The 24,643-nt window shown below is 68.3% G+C and carries 23 protein-coding genes and 1 pseudogene; 4 read left to right on the top strand and 20 right to left on the bottom strand.

The window, feature by feature from the left end; all coding sequences use genetic code 11:
• Positions 1–10: 10 nt before the first annotated feature.
• From AC5Y31_RS02740 to AC5Y31_RS02710, 7 genes are all read right to left on the bottom strand, one after another.
• Positions 11–826, bottom strand: coding sequence for an SDR family oxidoreductase (locus tag AC5Y31_RS02740; RefSeq protein WP_499977829.1), 816 nt, complete (start codon positions 824–826; stop codon positions 11–13).
• Between the two features lie 61 nt (positions 827–887).
• The gene (locus AC5Y31_RS02735) at positions 888–1,538 is read right to left on the bottom strand and encodes a TetR/AcrR family transcriptional regulator (RefSeq protein WP_499977825.1); all 651 of its coding nucleotides are present in this window, start codon (positions 1,536–1,538) and stop codon (positions 888–890) included.
• Between the two features lie 9 nt (positions 1,539–1,547).
• On the bottom strand, positions 1,548–2,792 hold the full coding sequence (locus AC5Y31_RS02730; protein ID WP_499977820.1) for a DNA recombination protein RmuC: 1,245 nt from the start codon (positions 2,790–2,792) through the stop codon (positions 1,548–1,550).
• 29 nt (positions 2,793–2,821) lie between these two features.
• Complete coding sequence (locus AC5Y31_RS02725) at positions 2,822–5,953, bottom strand: acetyl-CoA carboxylase family protein (protein ID WP_499977816.1); 3,132 nt, start codon at positions 5,951–5,953, stop codon at positions 2,822–2,824.
• Entirely contained in the window at positions 5,950–7,476 is a 1,527-nt protein-coding gene (locus tag AC5Y31_RS02720) for a class I adenylate-forming enzyme family protein (RefSeq protein ID WP_499977813.1), read from the bottom strand. The genes AC5Y31_RS02725 and AC5Y31_RS02720 overlap by 4 nt, the downstream gene beginning before the upstream one ends.
• A 10-nt stretch (positions 7,477–7,486) precedes the next feature.
• Positions 7,487–7,936 (bottom strand): hypothetical protein, encoded by a 450-nt coding sequence (locus tag AC5Y31_RS02715; protein WP_065022925.1) that lies wholly within the window; start codon positions 7,934–7,936, stop codon positions 7,487–7,489.
• A 47-nt stretch (positions 7,937–7,983) separates the two neighbouring features.
• Entirely contained in the window at positions 7,984–8,412 is a 429-nt protein-coding gene (locus AC5Y31_RS02710) for a VOC family protein (protein ID WP_499977811.1), read from the bottom strand.
• A 152-nt stretch (positions 8,413–8,564) separates the two neighbouring features.
• On the opposite strand from AC5Y31_RS02710, the gene AC5Y31_RS02705 reads away from it, so the two are divergent.
• On the top strand, positions 8,565–10,052 hold the full coding sequence (locus AC5Y31_RS02705; RefSeq protein WP_499977809.1) for an HNH endonuclease signature motif containing protein: 1,488 nt from the start codon (positions 8,565–8,567) through the stop codon (positions 10,050–10,052).
• 15 nt (positions 10,053–10,067) lie between these two features.
• On the opposite strand, the gene AC5Y31_RS02700 is transcribed toward AC5Y31_RS02705, so the two are convergent.
• Positions 10,068–10,277, bottom strand: a complete 210-nt coding sequence (locus AC5Y31_RS02700) for a hypothetical protein (RefSeq protein WP_065026403.1) — start codon at positions 10,275–10,277, stop codon at positions 10,068–10,070.
• A 122-nt stretch (positions 10,278–10,399) separates the two neighbouring features.
• Between AC5Y31_RS02700 and AC5Y31_RS02695 the strand changes: the two genes are divergently transcribed.
• A complete protein-coding gene (locus AC5Y31_RS02695) occupies positions 10,400–10,705 on the top strand; it encodes a CDGP domain-containing protein (protein ID WP_499977807.1) in 306 nt (101 codons plus the stop codon).
• Between the two features lie 29 nt (positions 10,706–10,734).
• Here AC5Y31_RS02695 and AC5Y31_RS02690 read toward each other — a convergent pair.
• Positions 10,735–10,896, bottom strand: a pseudogene (locus AC5Y31_RS02690) (flavodoxin family protein); the annotation flags it as partial.
• 110 nt (positions 10,897–11,006) lie between these two features.
• On the opposite strand from AC5Y31_RS02690, the gene AC5Y31_RS02685 reads away from it, so the two are divergent.
• Positions 11,007–12,104, top strand: a complete 1,098-nt coding sequence (locus AC5Y31_RS02685) for a ferredoxin reductase (protein WP_499977805.1) — start codon at positions 11,007–11,009, stop codon at positions 12,102–12,104.
• A gap of 15 nt (positions 12,105–12,119) precedes the next feature.
• On the top strand, positions 12,120–13,514 hold the full coding sequence (locus tag AC5Y31_RS02680; RefSeq protein ID WP_499977802.1) for a fatty acid desaturase family protein: 1,395 nt from the start codon (positions 12,120–12,122) through the stop codon (positions 13,512–13,514).
• A 55-nt stretch (positions 13,515–13,569) separates the two neighbouring features.
• On the opposite strand, the gene AC5Y31_RS02675 is transcribed toward AC5Y31_RS02680, so the two are convergent.
• From AC5Y31_RS02675 to rpsO, 11 genes are all read right to left on the bottom strand, one after another.
• Positions 13,570–14,031 carry an NAD(P)H-dependent oxidoreductase gene (locus AC5Y31_RS02675; protein ID WP_301635025.1) on the bottom strand — a complete coding sequence of 154 codons (462 nt, stop codon included), beginning with the start codon at positions 14,029–14,031 and terminating at the stop codon, positions 13,570–13,572.
• Positions 14,028–14,465: a tetratricopeptide repeat protein gene (locus AC5Y31_RS02670; protein WP_428844366.1), complete on the bottom strand. Its 438-nt coding sequence runs from the start codon at positions 14,463–14,465 to the stop codon at positions 14,028–14,030. Before AC5Y31_RS02670 ends, AC5Y31_RS02675 begins: the two co-directional genes overlap by 4 nt.
• Positions 14,466–14,494: 29 nt before the next feature.
• Positions 14,495–15,232, bottom strand: a complete 738-nt coding sequence (gene dapB, locus AC5Y31_RS02665; RefSeq protein WP_065026399.1) for a 4-hydroxy-tetrahydrodipicolinate reductase — start codon at positions 15,230–15,232, stop codon at positions 14,495–14,497.
• Between the two features lie 78 nt (positions 15,233–15,310).
• Complete coding sequence (locus AC5Y31_RS02660) at positions 15,311–16,327, bottom strand: alpha/beta hydrolase (RefSeq protein ID WP_499977799.1); 1,017 nt, start codon at positions 16,325–16,327, stop codon at positions 15,311–15,313.
• Between the two features lie 76 nt (positions 16,328–16,403).
• Entirely contained in the window at positions 16,404–17,477 is a 1,074-nt protein-coding gene (locus AC5Y31_RS02655) for a PDR/VanB family oxidoreductase (protein WP_499977795.1), read from the bottom strand.
• 1 nt (position 17,478) lies between these two features.
• Positions 17,479–18,408 (bottom strand): alpha/beta fold hydrolase, encoded by a 930-nt coding sequence (locus AC5Y31_RS02650; protein ID WP_499977791.1) that lies wholly within the window; start codon positions 18,406–18,408, stop codon positions 17,479–17,481.
• A gap of 20 nt (positions 18,409–18,428) precedes the next feature.
• Positions 18,429–19,337: a metal-dependent hydrolase gene (locus tag AC5Y31_RS02645; RefSeq protein ID WP_499978115.1), complete on the bottom strand. Its 909-nt coding sequence runs from the start codon at positions 19,335–19,337 to the stop codon at positions 18,429–18,431.
• A 145-nt stretch (positions 19,338–19,482) separates the two neighbouring features.
• Positions 19,483–20,508 (bottom strand): nitronate monooxygenase, encoded by a 1,026-nt coding sequence (locus AC5Y31_RS02640; RefSeq protein ID WP_499977789.1) that lies wholly within the window; start codon positions 20,506–20,508, stop codon positions 19,483–19,485.
• A 15-nt stretch (positions 20,509–20,523) separates the two neighbouring features.
• Entirely contained in the window at positions 20,524–21,837 is a 1,314-nt protein-coding gene (locus AC5Y31_RS02635; RefSeq protein WP_499977787.1) for a M16 family metallopeptidase, read from the bottom strand.
• Positions 21,815–24,073 (bottom strand): polyribonucleotide nucleotidyltransferase, encoded by a 2,259-nt coding sequence (locus AC5Y31_RS02630; protein ID WP_499977785.1) that lies wholly within the window; start codon positions 24,071–24,073, stop codon positions 21,815–21,817. The genes AC5Y31_RS02635 and AC5Y31_RS02630 overlap by 23 nt, the downstream gene beginning before the upstream one ends.
• A gap of 289 nt (positions 24,074–24,362) precedes the next feature.
• Positions 24,363–24,632: a 30S ribosomal protein S15 gene (gene rpsO / locus AC5Y31_RS02625; RefSeq protein ID WP_065026407.1), complete on the bottom strand. Its 270-nt coding sequence runs from the start codon at positions 24,630–24,632 to the stop codon at positions 24,363–24,365.
• Positions 24,633–24,643: the final 11 nt, after the last annotated feature.

The following is a 24,643-nucleotide window of genomic DNA, read 5'->3' as shown; positions in this document are numbered from 1 at the left end:
CCTAGGACACTTACGTATTGAGCAGGCCGCTCTGGTAGCGGCGCATGCCGCGCAGCCAGCGGTCGTAATCGGTTCCCTTGAACCGATACATCTCCAGCACCGCCGGATGCGGCAGGATCAGGAAGCGCTCGTCGTCGAGGGCGGCGAGCACCTCGTCGGCGACGGCGGCCGGTTCGAGCACCTCGCCGGCCGCGGTGACCGCCCGGGTGGCCAGATCGCCCAGCGCCTCGCCGGATTGCTCACCGGCATAGAGCAGCTTGGTGTTGACGCCCATCGGGCACAGGCAGCTGACCCGCACCCCCTGGTCGCCGTAGGTGATGTTGAGCCATTCGGCGAACCCGACGGCCGCGTGCTTGGTGACCGCGTAGGCGGCCCCGCCCAGTTGGGTGAGCAGACCGGCCGCCGACGCGGTGGACACGAAATACCCCTCACCGCGCTGCACCCAGCCGGGAACCAACAACTGCGCGGCGCGGATGTGGGCGCGCAGATTGACGTCGATGGCCAGGTCCCAGTCGGCTTCGCCGGCATCCAGGCCGGGCGCGCCGGTGATGCCGGCGTTGGCGAAGTACATCTCGACCGGCCCGAACTGGCGCTCGGCCGTGGCGATCAGCTCGCGGATCACGTCGGTGTCGGCGACGTCGCCGCCGCAACCCACCGCCGCGCCCGGCTTCTCGGTGTTGATCGCCTCTGCCACCGCGGTCGCGGCCTCGGCATCCAGGTCGGCCACCACCACCCGCGCCCCGGCCTTGGCGAGCGCCGCCGCCAGCGCGCCGCCGATGCCGCCGCCGCCACCGGTGACGATGGCGACCCGTTCCGCAACCTTCATGGGCAATCCTTGCTCTTGGAGTTCGCAGCGACAGTGACCCTAGTTGAATCCGGCTTCATACTCAATTGCCGTTCGAGCGGAACTGCAGGGCATTCGCCCACAGCCGGGTGACCGTGGTGACCAGCACCTCGAAGTCCGCACCGGCGTCCTCGGTGGCCTCCTCGAGCACGAAGACGCTGTACGCCAGCCGGCTGACCATCGCCGAGAGCGCCCGGGATGCCAGCAGCGGATCGACGTCGGCGGCGGCGAACCCGCGCTCCTGCAGGTCGGCGATTCCGGCGGCATTGCGCTGAATGAACGCATCGGCGCGCTGGGACCGGAAGGCGCGGAACTTCGGATCGATCTGGGCCACCTGCTCCAGCAGCCCCATCAGCCGCGCGTTGCGCCGATACGCTTCCAGATAGGCGCGATTGCTCGCCTCGAGTACCGCGTAAGGATCATCGGCTCCGCCGACCCGGCCCATGCCCGGATGCATCATGTCCCGCTTCGCCTGCTCGAGGACGGCGGCGAAGATCTCTTCCTTGTTCGCGAAGTAGGTGTAGAACGACCCGGTGGCGCAGCCGGCCGCTTTGGTGATGTCGATCAGTTTGGCGTCGAGATAGCCGTCCCGCTCGAATACCCTGCGCGCCGCCGCGACCAGTGCCGCCCGGGTGCGCGCCCCGCGCACCGTCGCCGGCAGCTGGCGGGCCGGTGCGACCGGAACGGCGTCCATCGGAATATCCTAACTGAATCCGACGTCAAGTTCGCCCATTGGGCCGGCGCACTCGGCCAGCTCCCCCAGCATGGCGTCGGCCTCCGGTTCGGGCAGTGATTCCACTCCGCGCAGTTTGCGCTCGATGGCTCGGGTACGGACGCCGGCGGTGTCGATGGTGTTGCGGGCGGTGTCGAGTTGCTTGCGGGTCTTCTCCAGTACGGCCGCGAATTTGCCGAACTCGGTCTTGACGGCGCCGAGCACTTGCCACACCTCGCTGCTGCGCTGCTCGATCGCCAGCGTGCGAAAGCCCATCCGCAGGCTGTTGAGCAGGGCCGCCAGCGTCGTGGGCCCGGCCAGGGTGACGTTGTATTTGGCCTGAATCCGCTCGAACAGCCCCGGCTGGCGCAGCACTTCGGCGTAGAGGCTCTCGGTGGCCAGGAACAGGATCGCGAAGTCGGTGGTGTGCGGCGGCGCGAGGTACTTGTCACAGATGTCTCCGGCTTCGGCTTCGATCCGCCGGACCAACGCCTGCCGCGCGGCCGCCTCGCCCGCCGCGTCGGCGTTCTCCTGCGCGTCGAGCAGGCGCTCGAAGTCCTCACGCGGGAATTTCGCGTCGATCGGCAACAGCACCTCGCCGGCACCGGTCCCGCCGGGCAACCGGATCGCGAACTCCACCCGCGCAGTCGATCCCGGCACCGTGGCCACGTTGGTGGCGTACTGCTCGGGTGTCAGCGTCTCGGCCAGCAGCGCGGCCAGTTGCGCCTCCCCGAAGATGCCACGGGTCTTGACGTTGGTCAGCACCCGCTTCAAATCGCCCACCCCGGTCGCCAGCGTCTGCATCTCACCGAGACCCCGCTGCACGGCTTCCAGGCGTTCCGAGATCTGCGTGAACGATTGAGCCAGCCGGGTTTCCAGGGTCGCCTGCAGCTTCTCGTCCACCGTCGCGCGCATCTTCTCCAGCTGCGCACTGTTGTCGGTCTGCAGGCTCTTGAGCTGACGATCCAGGGTGAAGCCCAGCTTCTCCAGGGTGTCCTGCTGGGCCGTACCGAACCGGTGCAACGTCGTCTGCCAATGGTGGAAGGCCTGGGCGAGTTCAGCCCGCCCGGCATGTTGCTCCTCGCGCAGCGTTCGCTCCACCCGTTCACTGTCGCCGCGCAGCGCGGTGAGTTGCTCGGGCCCGATCGCCCCGCCGGGACGCAGCAGCGCTACGACCTGCAGGATCACCGCCAGCAACGCGAGTGACGTCAGGAGGATCAACAGGGCCGTGTCCATGGGCGCACCGTAGCGCGGGGCACCGACATTCAGCCGTCGGACAGCCTCGCAATCCATGCCCGGGATTGCGCCGGGTCGATCACATCGTCGAGTTCGAAGGTCATCGCCGCGCTCAGTGCCCGCCCCCGCCGGTAGGCCTCCTCCACCAGCTGGTCGAAGAGCTGCTGGCGCTGATCGGCATCGGTGACGTCGGCGAGTTCCTTACGGAACCCCAGCCGCACCGCACCTTCCAGTCCCATCCCGCCGATCTCGCCGGTCGGCCAGGCGACGGTGAACTGCGGGGCGTGAAACGAACCGCCCGCCATCGCCATCGCACCCAAGCCATAGCCCTTGCGCAGCACGATCATTCCCATCGGCACCGTCAGACGCGCTCCGGCGATGAACATCCGGCTGAACCGGCGCACGGTGGCCTCCCGTTCGGCATCCGGGCCGACCATGAATCCGGGCGTGTCGCACAACGTCACCACCGGCAACCGGAACGATTCGCAGAGCGCAAAGAAATCGGCGGTTTTGTCGGCGGCCTCCGCGTCGATCGCGCCGCCGAGGTGGTGGCTGTTGTTGGCCACCAGCCCGTAGGCGATGCCGTGCACCCGCACCAGCGCCGTCACGATCCCGACCCCGTAATCCGGTCGCAGTTCCAGCACCGAATCGGCGTCGACGATCGCCTCGATCGCTCGGCGCACGTCGTAGGCGCGTAACCGGTTCTGCGGCACCACATGCCGGGCCAGCCTCGGATCCGGTTCGGCCCAGTCGGTCACCGCCTTACCGAAGTAGGACAGGTAGCGTTTCGCCAGCGCCACCGCGTCCGGCTCATCGCGTGCCGCCAGCGCAACCACCCCGTTGCGGCGCTGCACCTCGATCGGCCCGATCTGCTCGGGCCGGTACACGCCCAGCCCACCGCCTTCGATCATCGCCGGGCCGCCCATGCCGATGTTGGCATCCGGAGTCGCGATGATCACGTCGCACACCCCGGCCAACGCCGCGTTGCCGGCAAAACAGCGGCCGGAGACGACCGCCACCAGGGGCACGCGGCCGTTCAGCGCCGCCAGCGCGCGAAACGTCATGAGGTCCAGCCCGGCCATGCCCGCGACATCGGTGTCCCCGGGACGCCCGCCGCCGCCCTCGGCGAACAGCACCAGCGGAAGTCCCCGGCGGGCAGCCACTTCGAAGAGCCGGTCGGTCTTGGCGTGGTTGCGCATTCCCTGGGTACCGGCCAGCACGGTGTAGTCGTACGAGGCCACCGCCACCGGCGCCGCGCCGATCGTCGCCAACCCGGCGACCAGTCCGTCGGCGGGCGTGTTGGTGATCAGGTCCTCCTCCGAGCGCCGGCTGCGCTGCGCCGCCACCGCCAGCGCCCCGTATTCGACGAAGCTGCCGGGATCGACCAGATCGGCGATGTTCTCCCGCGCGGTGCGGCGGCCCTGCCGGTGCCGTTTGGCGACGGCCTCCAGGCGACCTTCGTCGCGGGTGAGCCGGTGCCGCTCGATGACCTCGTCGAGATCGGCGCGAGGGGAATCCAGCTCCGGGCCGGTACCGGGGCCTTTAGTGTCGTCGTCGCCTGCCGAAACGAACACCAGCAATGGGTCTCCGGCGCCGACAACCTGCCCGACGGTGACCAGGGTGCGCACCGTCGCGCCGGGAGCAGCAAGCACGTGCTGCATCTTCATCGCCTCCAGCACGACGTCGGGCGCCAGCTCGACAACGGTGCCGGCCATCGGCGCGTACAGCACCTGTTCGCCCGCGTCGAGAACCGTTGTGTGCGGCCGACGCTCGTCGCGTCTCGGCGCCAAGTCCGCGACCAGCGCGGGCAGTCGGCGGTCCAGCCAACCGGTCGTCACGACGCCGTCCCGCAGCGCCTCGTCGGCCAGCACCGCGTCCAGCAACCCGACATTGGTGCCGACGCCGACGATGGCCAGCTCCGCGAGCGCGGTACGCGCCTTGCGCAATGCCGCTGCGAACGAGTCGCCATGCACGTGGGTGATCACCTTGGCCAGCAGCGAGTCATAGCGCGGGCCGATGGTCAGGCCCGGCCGGGCGTAGGTGTCGACCCGGATCCCGGGCCCGCTCGGCGGGGTGAACGCCGTCACGGTGCCGGCGCAGGGTTGCACCGTGCCGTCGGCGGCGACCGTTTCGGCGTTGACTCGGCATTCGATCGCGATCCCGTGCGCGCCGGTCGGCAGCTCCAAGTCGTCGAGCGTCGCGCCCTCGGCGATCCGGAATTGGACCGCCACCAGGTCCAGCCCCGTGACGGCCTCGGTGACTGGGTGCTCCACTTGGATGCGCGGGTTGACTTCGAGGAAGACGAAATCGTCTCCGGCAACCAGGAATTCCACGGTCGCCAGCCCCCGGTACCCGACTGTTGAGCACAGTCGCGCGGCTGCCCGGTGTAGCTCGGTACGCAATTCGGCGGAGATCCCCGGAGCGGGTGCGATCTCGATCAGCTTCTGATAGCGGCGCTGGATGCTGCAGTCGCGATCACCCACCGCCAATGCCCGCACGCCGTCGGCGACGATCTGCACCTCGATGTGGCGTGCGCCCTCGATGAGTTCTTCGGCGAACACTGCCGGCGCACCGAACCCGGCTCGCGCCTCGGCGGCGCACCACCGATAGGCGTCCTCGAGTTGGTCGGCAGCACGGACCGTGCGTATCCCCCGGCCGCCGCCTCCGGCTAAGGCTTTCACCATGATTCCGCCGGGATGGGCGCCGAAGAACTCCCGGATCTGCTCGGCGCCGGCGGCACCGTCGGTGGCCGCCGGCACCGGCAGCCCGGCGCTGATCGCGGCGCGGCGCGCGGCGGACTTGTCGCCGAAGATTTCGAGCAGTTCCGGGGCGGGGCCGACGAAGGTGCTTCCCGCCGCCGCAACGGTTCGAGCGAATGCCGCAGTCTCCGAGAGGAATCCGTAGCCGGGATGGATCAGCTCAGCGTCAGACTTCTCGGCGGCGGCCAGGATGGCGGCCTGGTCAAGGTAGGACGAAGGGCCTGCGCCGGGCAGCGCGATCGCGTCATCGGCGGCGTGTACGTGTGGGCTGCCGGCGTCGTCCTCGGCGTAGACGGCCACCGTGCGATAGCCCGATTCGGTTGCGGTGCGAATGATCCGCAGCGCGATCTCTCCGCGGTTGGCGATCAGCACCGTCTTGGGCGCCGGGACCGGGGTCGTCACCGCAGCGGGTCGCCCCACTGCACCTGCGCACGCAGCTGCCCCTTGAGTAGTTTGCCGCTGGCGGTGCGCGGCAGTTCCTCTGCCACCACCGTGATGTATTGCGGCACCTTGAAGTCCGCCAATTGACCGCGGCAGTAGTCGAGCACCGCGGCGACGTCGATGTCGTCTCCGAGCAGGACGGCGCCGACTTTCTCGCCCATCACGTCGTCGGGCACCGCCAGCACGCAGGCGTCGGCGACGCCGGGTGCCGACAGCAGCGCGGCTTCCACCTCGACGCTCGAGACGTTCTCGCCGCCGCGGATGATGATGTCTTTGAGCCGGTCGATGATGTGCACCCGGCCGGCGTCGTCAACGCGGACCACATCACCAGTGTGCAGCCATCCGTCGATGATGGCCGCTGCGGTGGCGTCGGGCCGATTCCAATACCCGCTCATCACATTCGCGCCGCGCACCACCAGCTCGCCGGTGGTGCGATCGTCATCGAGCGGAACGACACCGATGTCTCCCGACGGCACCGCGTAGCCGACCGAGTCCGCGTGGGCGACCGCGTCGGAGTCCGGCAGCACCGTCATCAGCGACGCCGTCTCGGTCATGCCGTATCCGTTGAACACTGTTGCCGCACCGAACGCCTCGCGTAGCGAGCGCACCAGCGCCGGCGCTGTCGGGGCGCCACCGTAGCCGACCCAGCGCACCCCGGTCACGTCGACGCGGGCGAACTCCGGATGCCGCAGCAACAGTGCGTAGACCGCAGGCACGGTCACCATCGACGAAATGCGTTGCGCCGGAAGCGCCGTGATCAACTCGGGAAGGCTTAGCGCCGGCATGATCACCGCCGCACCCCCGGCGTAGGCGGCGGCCAACAGCTGGGAGTTGCATCCGGTCACGTGAAACAGCGGCACCGAGATCAAGGTGCGCAGCTCCTCGCCGAGTTCGCGGGACTGGCCCATGGAGCGCATCATGTTCTCGGCGTTGGTCAAGAACGCCTCATGGGTGGTGGGCACCCCTTTGGGCCGCCCGGTGGTGCCGGAGGTGTAGAACAGCGCCGCGGTGTCGGTGGGTTCGAGCCCGTCGGCCACATACGGTTGCCCGTCGGGCAGCTTGGTGCCGGGCGCCAGGTCCACTTGCGCCCCGGCGTCGGCGAGCACGAAGTCGACTTCCGGTGCGGCCGAGCGGGTGTTGACGGCCACCGGTATGCCACCGGCCATCACGGTTCCCCAGAACGCCAGCACCCAGTGCAGCCCAGCGGGATAGCGCACGCCGACCCGGTCACCGCGCCCAAGGCCCTCAGCGCGCAGCCCGCCGGCCACCCGCGCCGCCTGCTGCCACAGCTGCCGATAGGTCAGCGACCCGACACCGAGCTCCGCCACGGCCTCGCTGTCGGGCCGGCGCTCAGCCTGCTCGGTCAGCAGATCGATCAGGGTGGCCGGCAGCCGCTCGTAGTGTGAGACGCCGTTGCGATCGCGGATCACCCCGGTCGCCGGAAAAGGGTTGTGCCGCCGCGAAATCTCAATGACGTTCGTCATGAGCGGCCCGTCATCGCCGGCTCCGACGGCGGTGCGCCAGGCTGCGCAGCGTCCCGCGCAACGCGTAGACCGCGGACGTGACGCATGCGACGAGCAGCACCACGAACATGGGCAGCCAGTTGCCGCGCTCATGGTTGATGTGCCACCAGACGTAGGTGAACAGCACCGAGCACACGAACAGCACCACGTCGCGCCAGTTGCCCTGATAGGACAGCGCCGCGGCGCGCAGGGCCCGGCTCCTATCGGACGCGGCGACCAGGTCGTCGATCCGCTCGTCGATGGTGCGTTGCAGCTCGGTGCGCCGCGTGGTCTGCTCCGCCGGGATCCGGTCGAGCAGGTCGAGATCCTGTTTGATCAGCCCGCGCAGATCCGGGCCCTTGAGCTGCCCGGCCGCCGCGGTCAGCAGCGCTCCACCGAAGATCGGCGCCGCGCCCAGCGCCATGCTCAGCAGAGTGGGCATCGTTGTGCCGTTCCTTTCGCGCTACCTACCCGCGCAACCCTACGACGTCAGCCGAGTTTTACCGTGCCGTCGGGCTCGATTCGCCAGTTCGGGTTGTGGGCGATCTCCCAGATCAGTCCGTTGGGGTCTTGGACTTGCCCGTGGAACACGCCGCCGAACTGGCCCGGTTGCGGCGCCTTGAGGACGGTGCCGCCCGCGGCGGCCATGGCCTCGGTCAGCGCGGTCACGTCCTGCGGGCTGCTGACGTTGTGCGCCAGGGTGACCCCGGAGACCCGGGAATGGTCGCCGGGCAGTGCCAGATCTTCGTTGAACTTGTCGGCGTCGAAAAAGCCCAGCAGCTGCCCCGGCGCGCTCTGGTAGAAGATGATCTCGCCCTCGACGTCCAGCAGCGGGCTCCAACCCAGGGCAGCGTAGAACCGTCGGGTGGCATTCAGGTCGGTTGCAGCGACAGTGACGAAATGCACCTGCTGATCCATGCCGCGAAGCCTAGACGGTATGGGGTGACGCCCAGCTGCAGCGGCCGGGCCCGCGCTCTTGACAACCACCCTCCCAGCCGACGCCGCCAGTTCTCCACAACTCGCGACCATGCCAAAAGCGCGAGTCAGTGGAACCGCGTACAATCGAACACATGTTCGATAATGGGTTGCCGGGGCCGGAGTCGTTGGAGGGTGCCGACGACACCCTGCTGGTGGCGGCCATTGCCGGGTGGTCTCAGGTGGAGGCGGCGGCCTCGGCGCGCCGGTTGGCGGCGATCGGTGAGTTGGTCGCGCGGCGCACCCGCGGGCGCGATGCGGTGAACCGGTCGCGCTGGTCCTGCGATTACTGGGATGCCGCAGCCGCCGAGGTCGGTGCTGCCGAGCAGATCAGCCACGGCATGGCGTCCTCGCAGATGTATCTGGCCACCGCCCTGCGGGAGCGGCTGCCCAAGGTCGCCGCGCTGTTTCTCGACGGGGCGATCAACACCCGACTGGTCGCCACGATCGTCTGGCGCACCACCTTGATCACCAACCCCTACCTGTTGGACGCCGTCGACACCGACCTCGCCGAGATCGCCACCGACCTGGGGCCGCTCTCGGCGGCCAAGACCGCGGCGGCCATCGACGCCCTGATCGACCGATACGACCCCGACGCCATCCGGCGCCAGCAGCGCGATGCCCGGGGCCGCGACCTCGTCGTCGACACCCGCAACAGCGAAAACGGCACCACCGCCCTGTGGGGCCGGCTGTTTGCCACCGACGCCACCGCCTTAGACCGGCGCCTGACCCAATTGGCCCACACCGTCTGCGACGACGATCCCCGCACGCTGGCCCAGCGCCGCGCCGATGCCCTCGGCGCCTTGGCCACCGGAGCCGACAACCTCGCCTGCGCCTGCGCCAACACCGACTGCCCGGCCAGCGCCCGCACCGATGCCCGGGCCGCCAACGTCACGGTCTATGTCCTGGCCGACCAAGCCGCCCTGGACACCGCGGCCGACCCACGATTCGGCAACGGCGACCAACCGCCCACCGCCCCGGCCCCCACAACCCACGCCCGGCCAGCACGCTGCGGGCACATCATCGGCGGCGGCACAGTCCCCGCACCGCTGCTGGCCCAACTCGCCAACAGCGGCGCCACCGTCCAACCACTACGGCACCCGGACGATCTGCCCGCCGAAGCGCACTACCGACCCTCAACAGCACTAGCCGCCTTCATTCGGGCCCGCGACCTCACCTGCCGCTTCCCCGGCTGCGACCAGCCCGCCAACTACTGCGACCTCGACCACGCCATCGCTTACCCGCTCGGGCCCACCCATCCAGCCAACCTGCGCTGCCTGTGCCGAAAACACCACCTGCTCAAGACGTTTTGGACCGGACCTGGCGGCTGGCACGATACCCAGCACCCCGACGGCACCGTGGACTGGACCAGCCCCACCGGCCATACCTACACCACCCAACCCGGCAGCACACTGCTCTTCCCCACCCTGCACATGCCGACCGGCACACCACCGCCAACAACCCCACCCGCCCCACCAACCGCGAGCCGCGGCCTGATGATGCCCACCCGCAAACGCACCCGAATCCAAGACCGCGCCCACCGCATCAACTCCGAACGCGCACTCAACAAAGCCCCACCCTGACGAGCAGGCGGGCAACTAGCTCTTGAAGGGCAGGATCTTGTTGAGCTGGTCGAGTTCTTTGCGCAGGTCGTGGATGAGTGCGGTGCCCCTGGCGGTGTGCGCCACGGCATGGATTCCGTCCTTGTGCTTGACCAGCTCCGAGAGGTCCTGATGGGCGGCACGCACCGATTCCAGCGTGCGCGCGAGCAGGTCGGCGGTGGCCTGGGTGTCGTTTGCTTGCGTCACGGCATCGCAGCCTATCGCCTCACTCTGGGAACTGGGCGGAAACGGCGGGCGCAAACCCGCCAAACCCCGGCGACATCCGGCATAGTCTCTCGGCAACACATTGGGACGGGAAGGGAATGGCCGTGAAGCGCTACGTCACGGGTGGTCTGACCGCCGTGTTGGGGGTCGCGGCGCTGATGGCGGGGTGGCTCGGCGCGGCGCCGACGGCCCGGGCCGGGTGCCAGGACAATCCGCTGCTGTTCTTCTCCACCGCCCAGAAGTGTGACGGGCCGCTTCAGCCCGACGGTAGCTGGCAGCGCTGCGTGATCTATTACTACGAGCCGCCGAAATCCCCGCCGTCGCAGCAGGACTGCCACCAGATGGGTCCGCTGGGCCGGCAGTATCCGTTCCACTCGTTCTATCAACCGGAGACCCACATCGGCCCCTAGCTGTGCTAACCCGGCCCCCAGCGCGCTTCCGAGTCCAGGATCGGGCAGTAACACACGTCGAAGGCGTGCCTGAGGGCGCCGCTCAGAGAGTCCAGGTTGGCCGGGCTGCCCAGCAGGTAGCCGTCGGCGGACAGCATGTCGGCCGGCGACACCGCCCGCGCGACGCGGCGCACCGCCGCAGCCCCCTCTACACGTAATCGGGTTTCAACACCTCCCAGACCGGGTTACCTACCGCCAAGCAGGTTTTAGGCCTGCCATGTTCAAGGGCGGTTCGCACGGCCAGCCCGGAGGGAGTCGGGATATGGCCGAACGAGGTGCCGAACCCAACGTCCCACGAGGCCGTCGATTGTTTTTGCGAGCGGTGCGGCATCTGTTCAGTCCGTTGCGCCCTGACGATTACCTCGAGATGGTTAACCCGCTCTGGACGACCAAAGAGTTGCGCGGCAAGGTCGAGCGGGTCGAGCCGCAGGGCTCCGAAGCGGCCAGCGTACTGATTCGCCCAGGGTATGAGTGGCCGGGCCACAAGCCGGGCCAGTATGTACGGCTTGGTTTGGTCATCGACGGCCGGTACCACTGGCGCGCATACTCGCTGACTTCGGATCCGCAGCCAGAGGACGGGCTGATCAGCGTCACGCCCAAGGCGGTGGACAGCGGCGTGGTGTCGCCATACCTGGTCCGGAAAATTCAGCCCGGAGAGCTGGTACGGCTCGGCGAAATAGAGGGCGTCTTCACCCTGCCCGAGCCGCTGCCCGCGAAAATGCTGTTCATCAGCGCCGGCAGCGGCATCACGCCGATCATCAGCATGCTGCGCAGCCTGGATCACCGCGGTGAGCTGGACGACGTGGTGGTGTTTCATTCCGCCCGCACCCGCGAGCAGGTGATGTTCCTGCCGGTACTGGAAGACCTCGACCGCCGCCACGAACACATGCGGCTGGATCTGCGGCTCACGGCCGAACGCGGCCGGTTGTCGCCGAGCGACTTGGACGAGTTGTGTCCGGACTGGCGCGAACGCGAAGCGTTCTGTTCGGGTCCGGGCGAATTGCTCGATGCGATGATCCAGCACTGGGAGGACAACGGCGACCCTGATCGGCTGCACTATGAGCGGTTCCAGCCGAAGATCGGCGGCAACGCCGGCGCAGGCGAAGGGGGCAAGGTTGCCTTCCTCGAAAGCGAGACTGCTGTCGAATGCGATGGAGGCACGCCCATTCTGGAAGCCGGCGAACAGGCCGGTCTGAACCTCGCGTACGGCTGCCGAATCGGCATCTGCCACACCTGTGTTGGGAGGTTGAAGGCCGGCAAGGTGCGCGACCTGCGTTCCGGGGATGTCAGCGAGCCGATCGGACAAGACGTGAGGATCTGTATCCACACTGCCGAAGGTGACGTCGAACTCGAACTGTGATCGAAGGGAGCCACAGTGACCACTACTGCGGAGAGCCCGCTCGCCCGTCTGAGCGAGCAGGAACTGGAAAAACTTGCCAAAGAGTTCGATGCGATCCACGACGAGGTTTTCGCTGAACTCGGTGATCGCGACCGCCACTACATCAAGACGGTGATTTCGGTGCAGCGCCAGATCGTCGTGGCCGGACGTGTGCTGTTGCTGGCATCGCGGTCAAGAACTGCGTGGGTGCTCGGCACGGCATGTCTGAGTATGGCCAAAATCTTGGAGAACATGGAACTCGGCCACAACATCATGCACGGCCAATGGGATTGGATGAACGACCCCGACGTCCATTCCTCGGTGTGGGACTGGGACACCGCCTCAACGGCGAAAGCGTGGAAACACTCGCATAACTATATCCATCACACCTACACCAACATCCGGGGCAAGGATCGCGATCTCGGCTACGAGATAATGAGGATTGACCCGAATCAGCCGTGGCATCCGGTCTGGCTCGCCCAACCACTGTTCAACTTTTTGCTGACGATTTTGTTCGAATGGGGCGTGGCCGTTCACGATATCGACTTCCGCGCCGCACAGCGCGGTGAGAAGCCGTGGTCGGAGGTGCGCCAGGAGCTCAAGGGAATCCGAGGTAAGGCGCGCGCGCAGATTGTCAAGGACTATCTCGGCTGGCCGGCGATCAGCGCCGGCGCGTTTGCCTTGGCCCAGCTGGCCCTTCGTGGCCGAATTGATCAGCCGGCGAAGTCGCGTGTCGGCCGGCGGCTTCGGAAGATCTCGAGCAAGGGCCGGATCGGCGTCACGGCGAATATGCTGGACCGGCTGTTGCCGGGTGTCGAAAGTACCTATTTGCGCACCCTGGCCGCCGACGCACTGGCTAATCTCATCCGCAATGTGTGGGCTCACGCCATCATTTTCTGCGGGCATTTCCCCGACCAGACTTACACATTCAGCGAAGAGGAAGTGGATAACGAGACCCGCGGCGGGTGGTACGTCCGCCAGTTGATCGGCGCAGCCAACATCGAGGGCAGTCCGCTGTTCCACGTCATCAGCGGCAACTTGGGTTACCAAGTCGAACACCATCTGTATCCGGACATGCCCAGTAGCAGGTACTCCGAGATCGCGCCCAGGATCAAGGACATCTGCGAGCGCTATGAGTTGCCCTACAACTCCGGGCGGTTCTCCAAACAGTGGCTTACGGTGCACCGCAGTATCTTCCGGTTGGCATTCCCCGGCGGGAAACCTCGGCCGAAGCCTGGGCCATACCACAGCCCCGAGCGGAGAACCGGCCCCGGCGGCCCCAGCGAGGCCAGCCGATTCCGTGACCGACTACCCGCCGAACACCCTGATGCCGGGCCGGAACACGAGTACGGCGGTGTCGAGGTGCAGCCGCCACCGCGTGGCAACGCCTAGCGCGGCGACCCTACTCAGTGCGGTGGACGCATCGCCCAACGGCTTCCGGGTCCGATCACGCCGACCCCATCAATTGCGCAGCGACCGTTGCGCCGAGGTTCCAGCACGCCTCGATATCGGCCTTGGTGGGCTTACCGGACACCACGACGTAGTCGGCGGCCTTCATCCACCCCAGGCCGGTCGTGATGGAGTCGACGGCACGTTCGGCTCCCTCGGTGCCTTCGTTGCCGTGCAGATACAGCCCGAAGGGCCGGCCGCGGGTCGAATCCAGGATCGGGTAGTAACACACGTCGAAGGCGTGCTTGAGGGCGCCGCTCAGATAGCCCAGGTTGGCCGGGCTGCCCAGCAGGTAGCCGTCGGCGGACAGCATGTCGGCCGGCGACACCGCCAACGCCGCGCGGCGCACCACCTCGACCCCCTCGATCTCGGGATCGGTCGCCCCGGACAACACCGCCTCGAACATGGCCTGGCAGTACGGCGACGGCGTGTGGTGAACGATCAACAGGGTCTTGCTCATCGGCTGTCCTGCAGCCGGACCGCGGTCTTCATGGTCTCCCGCGCGCGGCGCCGGTCCCCGGCGTACTCGTAGGCGCGGGCCAGCCGGTACCAGCGCCGCCAGTTATCGGGGTCGGCGTCGAGTTCGGCGCGCACCGTGTGGAACAGGGCATCAGCGGCGTCGCGTTCGATACGACCCGACGGCCGTCGCGGCAACGCGCTGGCGTCAAGTTCCATACCGTCGTCGGCGATCAGCCGGGACAGCCGCTGATGGGCGAAGCCGTCGCGCAGGGTGGCGATCATCGCCCACAGGCCGATGAACGGCATGACCAGCAGCGCCAGCCCCAACCCGACCGCGGGCGCCGAGCCGGACGTGATCAGCAGCACCGCGATCCGGCCCAAGAACACCAGATACATCAACAGTGCCAGGCACATGAAGGCGATGAGTGCCTTCATCCGGGCGGCCGCCGACACTGTGACCACGCCTACTGCAGGTCGAGGAGGGGTTCGAGGCCGATCGTCAGGCCCGGGAATTCGGCGACGCGCCGCACCGCCAGCAGCACCCCCGGAACGAACGACGTCCGGTCGATGCTGTCGTGGCGGATGGTGAGCGTCTCGCCCAGGGTGCCGAACAGCACCTCCTGGTGGGCGACCAGCCCGGCCAGACGTACCGAATGCACCGGAACGCCGTCCACGTCGGCGCCGCGCGCTCCCGGCAGGCCGGTGCTGGTCGCATCGGGGTTGGGCGGCAGGCCTTTTCGGGCCTCGGCGATCAGCGCGGCGGTGCGGCTGGCGGTGCCCGACGGCGCATCGGCCTTCTGCGGGTGGTGCAGCTCGATGACCTCCACCGATTCGAAGAACCTGGCGGCCTGCACCGCGAAGTGCATCGACAGCACCGCGCCGATGGCGAAGTTGGGTGCGATCAGCACCGACGCACCGGGTTTGGCGGCCAACCAGGAGCGGACCTGGTCGAGCCGCTCGGCGGTGAATCCGGTGGTGCCGACCACCGCGTGAATCCCGTTGTCGATCAAGAACTTCAGATTGTCCATCACGACGTCCGGGTGGGTGAAGTCGATCACGACCTCGGTGTCCCCGGCGGTCAGCAGGCTCAGCTCGTCACCGGCGTCGACCTCCGCGGACAGGGTCAGATCATCGGCGGCGCGCACCGCCGCAACCATCGTGGCACCGACTTTGCCCTTGGCGCCCAGCACTGCTACCCGCATGGCTGCCACCCTAGCGGGGACTGCGAGCGCGGCGAAGCCGGGCGCAGCGGGCCGCCGCCCTCAACACGGCAGCAAGCGTCAGGACACCTCCCGGCGGGCCTCCTCGGGCCGATCGGCTGCGGCCAGGCGCTCGGCCACGAACCGGCACATGAGATCGAACGCCGCCCGACTGTCCGGCAGAAAGGGGAACAACGCCGGGAATGCGTGCAGTTGGCGCGCCCACACCTCCAGACGGCTGGGCCGGCCCAGCCGCTGCAGCACGGCGTGCAGCCGTTCGGCATCGCAGCGCAGAATCTCCGACTCGGCCGCGATCAGCAGGGCCGGCGGCATGGTCTCCAGCCGGCCGTTGATCGGCGACAGATCGTGGCGCAGCTTCGCCGAGGGGCACACCAGATCGATGATGTCGGGCAGCACCGCCGGTATCCCGAACGCGTCGGCGCGCAAATTGCTGTGCGTCGTGCGCGCGACCCCGTCGAGCTCCAGCAGCGGCGAGATCCCGATCACCCCGGCCGGGGCCGGCAGGCCACGCTGCTGGCCGGTCAGCGCGGTCGCGAATGCCAAAAACCCACCGGCGGAGTCCCCGGCGAGAACCGTTTTGTCCGGGTCGGCGCCGAGGCCGAGCAGCCACCGGTAGGCGCCGATGCAATCGTCCACCGATCCGTCCACCGTCACCTGCGGGTACTGCCGGTAGTCGACGTGAACGACCGGCAGCCCGGTGCGTCGGGCGAGCTTGGCCACCACATGCAGGTGAGTGTCCAGGCCCCCGGTGACGAAGCCGCCGCCGTGGAAATACAGGATGGCGCCGTCGGCGAACGCCTCGCCCAGGGCCCGGCCGCGATCAGCCGCGCGGACAACCTCAATCGGGACGTCGGCGCCCGCACCGCGAACGAAGCCCACTCCCACGAACGGCCGGACCCGTTGCAGCTTGGCGACGGTGTTGATCCGGCGGCCCACCGTGGTCACCCGGCCGGCGACCGTTCCGCTGCCGGCGTGCAGCACCAGCCGCCGCAGCAGGCGCGGGGTGACGGCGTTGGCGACCCCGTAGATCAGCTTGGCGGGCAGGCTTGCGCGATGAAGTGAAGCGGCTCCGAGCATCCGGGCAGTCTAGGGGGATGCCTAGAGGAACGCGCCGTGATTTGCCGAAACCGCCTGGAAGTTAACGCCAATTCGCTCAGGCGTCGATGACGATCCGGCCGCCGCGGGCCCGGGATACGCAGACCAGCATCTCGTCGCACTCCTCCGCGGTGCGTCCTCGCCGGTCGACATCACCGGAGACCACCTTGACCTTGCAGGTGCCGCAGAACCCCTGCCGACATGAGCAGGCGGTGGTCGGGTCGGCGTCGAGCATCACATCCAGCGCCGAACGGTCCGCCGGGATCAGCAGCATTCGCCGCGAGCGGGCCAGCTCGAGTTCGAAGGGCACGCCGTCGACGACCGGCGGCGGGCTGAACCGCTCGTAGTGCAGCGGCGCATCGGCGTGTTCGTTGCGGGTGGCGCGCACCGCTTCGAGCATCGCGGTCGGCCCGCACACATACACCGCGGTCTGCGGACCGGCATCGGCCAGCAGTTCGTCGGTGCCGGCGAACCGCCCGTGTTCGTCGTCGGCCCATACCGTGACGCGCTCGGAATCCACCGCCAGCACCTCGTCGAGCAGCGGCATGTCGGCCCGGCTGCGGCCGGCATACACGGCGCGCCAATTGATTCGGCGCTGCGCGGCCTCGCGCAGCATCGGCAGCATCGGGGTTACCCCGATCCCGCCGATGACGAATAGCACGTCGCTCTCATCGGTGCCGAGATAGAACGCGTTGCGCGGACCCTCGAACACCAAGGTGTCGCCCACAGCGTAGGACTCGTGCATCTCCACCGACCCGCCGCCACCGTCGTCGAGCCGCCGCACCGCGATGCGGTACTCGGTGCGTCGGCCGGGCACCCCGCACAGCGAGTACTGGCGGCGACGGCCCGACGGCAGCTGCACGTCGATATGACCGCCCGGAGTCCAGGACGGCAGCAGGCCGTGAGGGTCGGCGATCGTCAGCGCCACGACGTCCGGGGTCAGCATCTCCCGCTTGGTGACGACCGCGGCGATGGTCCGCGAGACCGGCGCGACCCGCGACGGCTTCCACCTCGACAGCCCCGAGATGCCGCTGAAGATCGTCACCGATCCCCAGAGCAGGCTGAAGAACCGGTCATGTTTGCGCCGGCCGTAGAGGTCCGGGGGTCGCGAACGCCAGATGTCTTGCGGCATTTCAGCTTTGCCGGATCTCAGGGATGTCGGTGTCGGGAGCGTCTGCGCTGCCGGCCACATGCTGGTCCACCCATTCGCCGGTGAGCCGGGCGATCACCTCGGGGCGGTCGGTCACCACCCAGTGCCCACCGTCGATGTCGAGCACCCGGTTGCGCGGCGGGATCGCACCGGTGAACCGCTGCAGGGCGGGGCTGACGAACAGGTCCAGGCGCGGTGCGAGCACCTGGACGGCCACCTCGGTGGAGGGCAGCGGCACGGATGGCTTCATCATCGGTCGCGGCATGTTCGCCCGGTAGAGGTTGAGGCCGTTGACGTAGTCGTTCTCGGCACGGTGGGTGGCCCGTCGCGGGCCGCCGGAGCGGCCGATCCGTTCCAGCGTCTCGATGAGTCTGCCGCCGAATCCGGACCGGAACAGCGCTTCGGGCAACCGCGGGGTCAAAAACAGCCAGATGTAGGTCGACTCCAGCACCTGCCGGACCACATCCGCGAACGCCCGCAGGCTGCGCGGCGACCGCAGGAACCGGCCGGCGTACTCCAGATGGGGCCCCGAAATCGAGGTGTAGGAACCGATTTTGGCTGCCACGGCGGGGTCGGTCACCGCCGCCCAGCCCTGAATGGAACCCCAGTCGTGGGCCAGCAGATGGACCTGTTCGACACCCAGGTGCTCGATCACCGCACCGATGTCGTCGACCAGCTGAGGCAGCCGGTAGCCCGACCTGTCCGCCGGCGCAGCGGACGCGCCCGCACCGCGCACGTCGTATGCGACGACGTTGTAGCGGCCCGTCTCGACGAGCTCCTCGGCCACCGCATCCCACACGTGGTGGTTGTCCGGGTAGCCGTGAACGGCCAGGATCGTCGGCCGCCCCGGGTCTAGGTCGGTGTAGGCGTGCACCGCCAGCGTGACGCCGTCGGATGCGGTGAGAGTGCTCATGTGGCCCCTGTTGTCGGTGGTCAGTGCGTGGCGCGGGCGGCGGGCGAAATGGCCAGATAGTTGACCGCTTTCTCGACCCCGCCGAGTTGGGCCGGGTGAAAGCCCGGCCGGTAGTAGGAGGCGATGGCGGGCATGAATTCGAACGGAGCGGGAACCAGCCCACGCCGCGAGACCGTGAACCAGTCCCGCCAGCGCGGCTTGGTTCCGGCCGGCAATTGCGGGTCCACCTTGTACATGAACCGCAGGCCGCGCACCCATAGCCACAGCATCATCGGCGTGACGATCAACTGGGTGCGCACCTGCCGGAAGTATCCGGCCCGCAGGTGCTTCATCACGTCGAAGGCGACGGCCTTGTGCTCGACCTCTTCGGCGCCGTGCCAGCGCAGCATGTCCAGCATCGCCGGATGGGCGCCGACCGCATCCAGCGCGGGGCTCTCGAGGACCCACTCCCCCAGGATCGCCGTGTAGTGCTCGACGGCGGCGACCAGCGCCACCCGTTCCAGCAGCCAGCGCTGCTGGCGGCGCTGACTCCAGTGCGGCCGGTCGCCGAGCAGGCGAGCGAACAGCCACTTGATCTGGGCGGTGAACGGTGACATGTCGATGCCGCGGGCGGCCAGCGCCTCGACGACGCCGGTGTGCGCCTGCGCGTGGGTAGCCTCCTGCCCGATGAACCCCTGGACGTCGAGGCGCAGTTGGTCGTCTTTGATCAACGGCAGCGCCTGCTTGAACACCTCGACGAAGAACTCCTCGCCGGCGGGCAGCAATAGGTGCAGCACGTTGCAGAAATGGGTGGCGAAGGGTTCCCCGGGCAGGTAGTGCACCGGCAGGTCCGACCAGTCGAATCCGACGTCACGGGCCTGTAGGACGATCCGCTCGTGGTCCAGTGAGCCGTCATGCGGGCCCGCGGCGCTGTCGTCGACCTTGAGCATGTCAACCCCCATCACGTTTACAAAGAAGCATATTTTGTCTTTGCCTTGGACAGATGATTAGCCAGGGTACAACGATACCACCGGTACTGCCTACATTGAACGCGCCGGAGGGATGGATGGGCCGGAGCAACCGGGCCCGACCGGATCAGCCCGGCGCCAATGCCGCCACGATGTCGGCGGCAGGCGCCCCGCGGACCGTCCGGTAGGCGGTCCCAGCCCACAGGCTGGTCCCGTGCGGGTCATCCATCGCCACCGCCGCTGCCCGGATCGGTTTGGTCATGTGGTTGATCTCCGGATACCCCACCGGCGCCACGTTGTCGAAGGTCCGGGTGAAGTCGTTCTCCAGTCCGCGCGCGTAGCGGCCCGAGAACGCACACGTCACCGTGGTGTTGATGAACTCCGGATTGGTCAGCGCCGCACGGTGCGTCGGGTTGGTACCCGCCTCGTCCGCCAGCAGCAGTGCCGTACCGACCTGGGCGGCCACCGCACCGCGTCCCAGCACCCCGGCCACATCGCTCGCGGTGCCCAGACCACCGGCCGCCACCAGCGGGACGTCACCGTGGGCGTGGCCGATCTCGGCCAGCAGATCCTCGAGCGGCTCGCTGCCCGGCCGCACGTCGGGCGCGAAGCTGCCACGGTGCCCGCCGGCGCCAGGGCCCTGCACCACCAACGCGTCGGCGCCGTGCGCCACCGCGATACCGGCCTCGTACGCCGAGGTCACCGTGACCAGAGTCATGATGCGCAGCGCCCGCAGCCTCGCCAGGTCCTCCGGCGCCGGGGTCCCGAACGTGAACGACACCACCGTGGGCCGTAGGTCGGCGATCACGTCGAGCTTCTCCGGCCAGCAGTCGTCGTCGCCGAAGCGGGGCCGGCCCAGTTCGACGCCGTAATGCTCGGCCAGTGGTTCGAGCAGATCGGCATACTCGTCGAGCAGCACCATATCGGCATCACTGGGTTGCGGCACAAACAGATTGGCCCCGATCGGGCCGGCCGTGGCGCTGCGTGCCGCGGTGATGTCGTCGGCCAACTGTTGTGGGGTGCGGTAACCGCCGGCGACGAAACCCAGCCCGCCCGCCTGCGACACGGCGGCCGCCAGCGCCGGTGTGCTGGGACCGCCGGCCATCGGCGCACCGAGCAGTGGGACCGCGAGTTCGGAGAAGCTGAAAGCCATCCCCCTAGCCTGCCATCAACCGGCCAGTGCCCGCAGCCGGCGGGGGAGCGCCCCCTTCGATCGGTAGGGACCGAGCACCGCCACCCCGTAGGGCCCGCCCAACAGTCGGTGCGCCACCGCGTTGACCTCGTCGAGGGTGACCGCGGACAGCTCCCGCAGGGTACGGGAGATGGGACGGTGCCGTCCGTAGTTCAGTTCGGTACGGCCGAGCCGGTTCATCCGCGAACCCGAATCCTCCAGTCCCAGAACCAGTCCGCCGCGCAAGGATCCCTTGGCGATCCGGCACTCCTCGGCGGTGATGCCGTCGCGCGCGACCGAGTCGAGCACCTCGGTGGTCACCGCCGCCACTTCGGCGAACCGCTCCGGCTGGCAGGCGGTGTAGACCGACAGTGCACCCGCGTCGGCGAAGGTGTCCACCGACGAGTAGATCGAGTACGCCAGCCCGCGCGATTCCCGAACCTGTTGGAACAACCGCGAACTCAACCCCCCGCCGAGGGCGGTGTTGAGCACTGCCAGCGCCTGACGGTGCGGCCAGTGCCGCCCCGGGGCGCGCACCCCCAGCGACATGTGGGTCTGGTCGGCGTCCCGGTTGACCAACGTCAGCCCCGGAGAACCCGGGATCCGGGCGGTCCCCCGCCGCGGGGTAGCGGGCCGCTGACCGCGAACCAGCCGATGCCCGAAGTGTTCTCGGACCAGTGCCACCACGGTGTCGTGATCGACGTTGCCGGCCACCGCCACCACCATGCGCTCCGGGGTGTAGCGACGCTGGTGAAACGAGCGCAGCTGGGCGCGGGTCATCGCCGACACCGATTCGACATTGCCGATCACCGGCCGTCCGATCGGATGGTCGCCGAACAGCGTCGACAAGAACACGTCGCCCAGCGCGTCCTCGGGATCGTCGTCGCGCATCGCGAGTTCTTCGAGGACCACGTCGCGCTCGAGATCGACGTCGGCGGCCGCGCAGGACCCGTTGAGCACCACGTCGCTCACCAGCGCGACGGCCAGCTCCAGATCGGTGTCGAGCACGTGGGCGTAGTAGCAGGTGTGCTCTTTGCCGGTGAAGGCGTTGAGCTCTCCGCCGACGGCGTCCATGGCCTGGGCGATGCCGGCCGCCGTGCGGGTCGGGGTGGCCTTGAACAGCAGGTGCTCCAGGAAGTGCGCCGCACCGGCGACCGTGGCGCCCTCGTCACGTGATCCGACGCCGACCCAGACGCCCACCGACGCCGAACGGACCGCAGGGAGGTACTCGGTGACCACCCGCAGCCCGCCCGGCAGCGTGGTACGTCGCAGTGCGGCGTGCGCGATGTCAGCTCTCGGTGGGAGCGGCATCGGCAGGCTCGGTGGACCCCGCTTCTTGGGCCGACTCGGCGGCGTCCTCCACCGGCACCAGCGAGATCTTGCCGCGGTTGTCGATGTCGGCGATCTCCACCCGCAGCTTGTCGCCGACCTTGACGACGTCCTCGACCTTGGCGACGCGCTTGCCCTTGCCCAGCTTGGAGATGTGCACCAGCCCGTCGCGGCCCGGCAGCAGCGAGATGAACGCGCCGAAGTCGGTGGTCTTGACGACGGTGCCCAGGAACCGCTCACCGATCTTGGGCAGCTGCGGGTTGGCGATCGCGTTGATCTTGTCGATCGCGGCCTGCGCCGACGGGCCGTCGGTGGCGCCGACGAACACGGTGCCGTCGTCCTCGATGGAGATCTGGGCGCCGGTCTCCTCGGTGATCGAGTTGATCATCTTGCCCTTGGGCCCGATCACCTCGCCGATCTTGTCCACCGGAACCTTGATGGTGGTGACCCGCGGCGCGTACGGGCTCATCTCGTCGGGGGCGTCGATGGCCTCGGCCATCACCTCGAGGATGGTCATACGCGCGTCCTTGGCCTGCGCCAGCGCGCCCGCGAGCACCTGGGACGGGATGCCGTCGAGCTTGGTGTCCAACTGCAGCGCGGTGACGAAGTCCTTGGTGCCGGCGACCTTGAAGTCCATGTCGCCGAACGCATCCTCGGCGCCCAGGATGTCGGTGAGCGCAACGAACCGGCGCTCGGTCTTGCCGTCGATCTCGACGTCGTCGGAGACCAGGCCCATCGCGATGCCGGCGACCGGCGCCTTCAGCGGCACCCCGGCGTTGAGCAGCGCCAGCGTGGAGGCGCAGACCGAGCCCATCGAGGTGGATCCGTTGGAGCTCAGGGCTTCCGAGACCTGCCGGATGGCGTAGGGGAACTCCTCGATGCTGGGCAGCACCGGAACCAGGGCCCGCTCGGCCAATGCGCCGTGGCCGATTTCGCGGCGCTTGGGCGAACCGACGCGGCCGGTCTCACCGGTCGAGTACGGCGGGAAGTTGTAGTGGTGCATGTAGCGCTTGGACGTCTCCGGTCCCAGCGAGTCGATCTGCTGGGCCATCTTCATCATGTCCAGCGTGGTCACACCCATGATCTGGGTCTCGCCGCGCTCAAACAGCGCGCTGCCGTGCGCCCGGGGCACCACCGCGACCTCCGCGCTCAATGCCCGAATGTCGGTGATGCCGCGGCCGTCGATGCGGAAGTGGTCGGTCAGGATGCGCTGGCGCACCAGCTTTTTGGTCAGGCTGCGGTAGGCCGCGCTGATCTCCTTCTCGCGTCCCTCGTAGGTCTCGGCGAGCCGCGCGACCACCTCGGCCTTGATCTCCTCGGTGCGATCGTCGCGCTCGGCCTTGCCGGCGATGGTCAGCGCCTTGGCCAGCTCATCGGTGGCCACCGAGGCCACCGAGTAGTAGACGTCCTCGCCGTAGGAGGGGAACAGCGGGTAGTCGGCGGTCGGGCGGGCGGCGGCGTCGGCCAGCTCCTGCTGGGCCTTGCACAGCGCCGCGATGAACGGCTTGGCCGCCTCCAGCCCTTCGGCGACCACCGTCTCGGTCGGCGCCTGCGCACCGGCCTCGATCAGCTCGATGACGTTCTCGGTGGCCTCGGCCTCGACCATCATGATCGCGACGTCACCATCATCGAGGGTGCGTCCGGCCAGCACCATGTCGAACGCCGCGCGCTCGAGCTGCTCGACGGTGGGGAATGCCACCCAGCTGCCGTCGATGAGCGCCACCCGGGCCGCGCCGACCGGGCCGGAGAACGGCAGGCCGGCGAGCTGAGTGGAGGCGGATGCAGCGTTGATCGCCACCACGTCGTACAGGTCGTTTGGGTTCAGGCTCAACACCGTCACGACGACCTGGATCTCGTTGCGCAGGCCGTCCACGAAGGACGGGCGCAGCGGGCGGTCGGTGAGCCGGCAGGTCAGGATCGCGTCGGTGGACGGCCGGCCCTCGCGGCGGAAGAACGAGCCGGGGATGCGCCCGGCGGCATACATCCGCTCCTCGACGTCGACGGTGAGCGGGAAGAAGTCGAAGTGCTCCTTGGGAGCCTTGCTGGCGGTGGTCGCCGACAGCAGCATGGTTTCGTCGTCGAGATAGGCGACGACACTGCCGGCCGCCTGCTGGGCCAACCGGCCGGTCTCGAAGCGGATGGTGCGGGTGCCGAAGCTCCCGTTGTCGATGGTGGCGGTGGACTCGAAAACGCCTTCTTCAATTTCAATTGCAGACATGGACGCCCGTACGGCCTTCCTGGTTCGTTCAGCTGTTTCGCAACGCCAGACGTGGACCAGTGCGGACCTGGATGCGGCTACGGTCGTCGATCGAAGCGGCCGGATCTCTAGTACTCCTCGACCCGGCTGCCACTACCGAAGACCGCCCGACTCAGGTCTGGGCTGATCGCCCCGAACGTGTCCCGTCGTGACGTGCCGGAGTGACGCGCGCGGACTGCGTGGGCCACACCGATCTCCGGGCGGGGCCCGGAACGGTCTCACTCTACACGGCGGCGGTTGCCGCCGGTTGTCAGCGACGCAGGCCCAGGCGCTCGATGAGCGAGCGGTAACGCGCCACATCGACCTGGGCGAGGTACTTGAGCAGACGACGCCGCCGGCCGACCAGCAGCAGCAGGCCGCGCCGGGAGTGGTGGTCGTGCTTGTGGGTCTTGAGGTGCTCGGTGAGGTCGACGATCCGCTTGGTGAGCAGCGCGACCTGCGCTTCCGGAGAACCGGTGTCGGTCTCGTGCAGACCGTAGTTGCCCAGGATCTCTTTTTTCTGCTCGACTGTCAGCGCCACGAAAACATCTC

It is taken from the genome of Mycobacterium sp. NGS18 (assembly GCF_059813185.1).
Note: the sequence above shows the minus strand (reverse complement) of the source record. Positions and strands in the feature narration are given on the sequence as shown.

What these genes read in the sequence shown, in the direction of transcription:
- AC5Y31_RS02650 (WP_499977791.1), bottom strand. Translation starts at nt 18,408, where the DNA reads ATGAGCACTCTCACCGCATCCGACGGCGTCACGCTGGCGGTGCACGCC.
- AC5Y31_RS02645 (WP_499978115.1), bottom strand. Translation starts at nt 19,337, where the DNA reads ATGCTCAAGGTCGACGACAGCGCCGCGGGCCCGCATGACGGCTCACTG.
- AC5Y31_RS02715 (WP_065022925.1), bottom strand. Translation starts at nt 7,936, where the DNA reads ATGCCCACTCTGCTGAGCATGGCGCTGGGCGCGGCGCCGATCTTCGGT.
- AC5Y31_RS02710 (WP_499977811.1), bottom strand. Translation starts at nt 8,412, where the DNA reads ATGGATCAGCAGGTGCATTTCGTCACTGTCGCTGCAACCGACCTGAAT.
- AC5Y31_RS02705 (WP_499977809.1), top strand. Translation starts at nt 8,565, where the DNA reads ATGTTCGATAATGGGTTGCCGGGGCCGGAGTCGTTGGAGGGTGCCGAC.
- AC5Y31_RS02675 (WP_301635025.1), bottom strand. Translation starts at nt 14,031, where the DNA reads ATGAGCAAGACCCTGTTGATCGTTCACCACACGCCGTCGCCGTACTGC.
- AC5Y31_RS02730 (WP_499977820.1), bottom strand. Translation starts at nt 2,792, where the DNA reads ATGGACACGGCCCTGTTGATCCTCCTGACGTCACTCGCGTTGCTGGCG.
- AC5Y31_RS02630 (WP_499977785.1), bottom strand. Translation starts at nt 24,073, where the DNA reads ATGTCTGCAATTGAAATTGAAGAAGGCGTTTTCGAGTCCACCGCCACC.
- dapB (WP_065026399.1), bottom strand. Translation starts at nt 15,232, where the DNA reads ATGCGGGTAGCAGTGCTGGGCGCCAAGGGCAAAGTCGGTGCCACGATG.
- AC5Y31_RS02660 (WP_499977799.1), bottom strand. Translation starts at nt 16,327, where the DNA reads ATGCTCGGAGCCGCTTCACTTCATCGCGCAAGCCTGCCCGCCAAGCTG.
- AC5Y31_RS02655 (WP_499977795.1), bottom strand. Translation starts at nt 17,477, where the DNA reads ATGCCGCAAGACATCTGGCGTTCGCGACCCCCGGACCTCTACGGCCGG.
- AC5Y31_RS02735 (WP_499977825.1), bottom strand. Translation starts at nt 1,538, where the DNA reads ATGGACGCCGTTCCGGTCGCACCGGCCCGCCAGCTGCCGGCGACGGTG.
- AC5Y31_RS02720 (WP_499977813.1), bottom strand. Translation starts at nt 7,476, where the DNA reads ATGACGAACGTCATTGAGATTTCGCGGCGGCACAACCCTTTTCCGGCG.
- AC5Y31_RS02635 (WP_499977787.1), bottom strand. Translation starts at nt 21,837, where the DNA reads ATGCCGCTCCCACCGAGAGCTGACATCGCGCACGCCGCACTGCGACGT.
- AC5Y31_RS02685 (WP_499977805.1), top strand. Translation starts at nt 11,007, where the DNA reads ATGGCCGAACGAGGTGCCGAACCCAACGTCCCACGAGGCCGTCGATTG.
- AC5Y31_RS02670 (WP_428844366.1), bottom strand. Translation starts at nt 14,465, where the DNA reads ATGAAGGCACTCATCGCCTTCATGTGCCTGGCACTGTTGATGTATCTG.
- AC5Y31_RS02640 (WP_499977789.1), bottom strand. Translation starts at nt 20,508, where the DNA reads ATGGCTTTCAGCTTCTCCGAACTCGCGGTCCCACTGCTCGGTGCGCCG.
- AC5Y31_RS02740 (WP_499977829.1), bottom strand. Translation starts at nt 826, where the DNA reads ATGAAGGTTGCGGAACGGGTCGCCATCGTCACCGGTGGCGGCGGCGGC.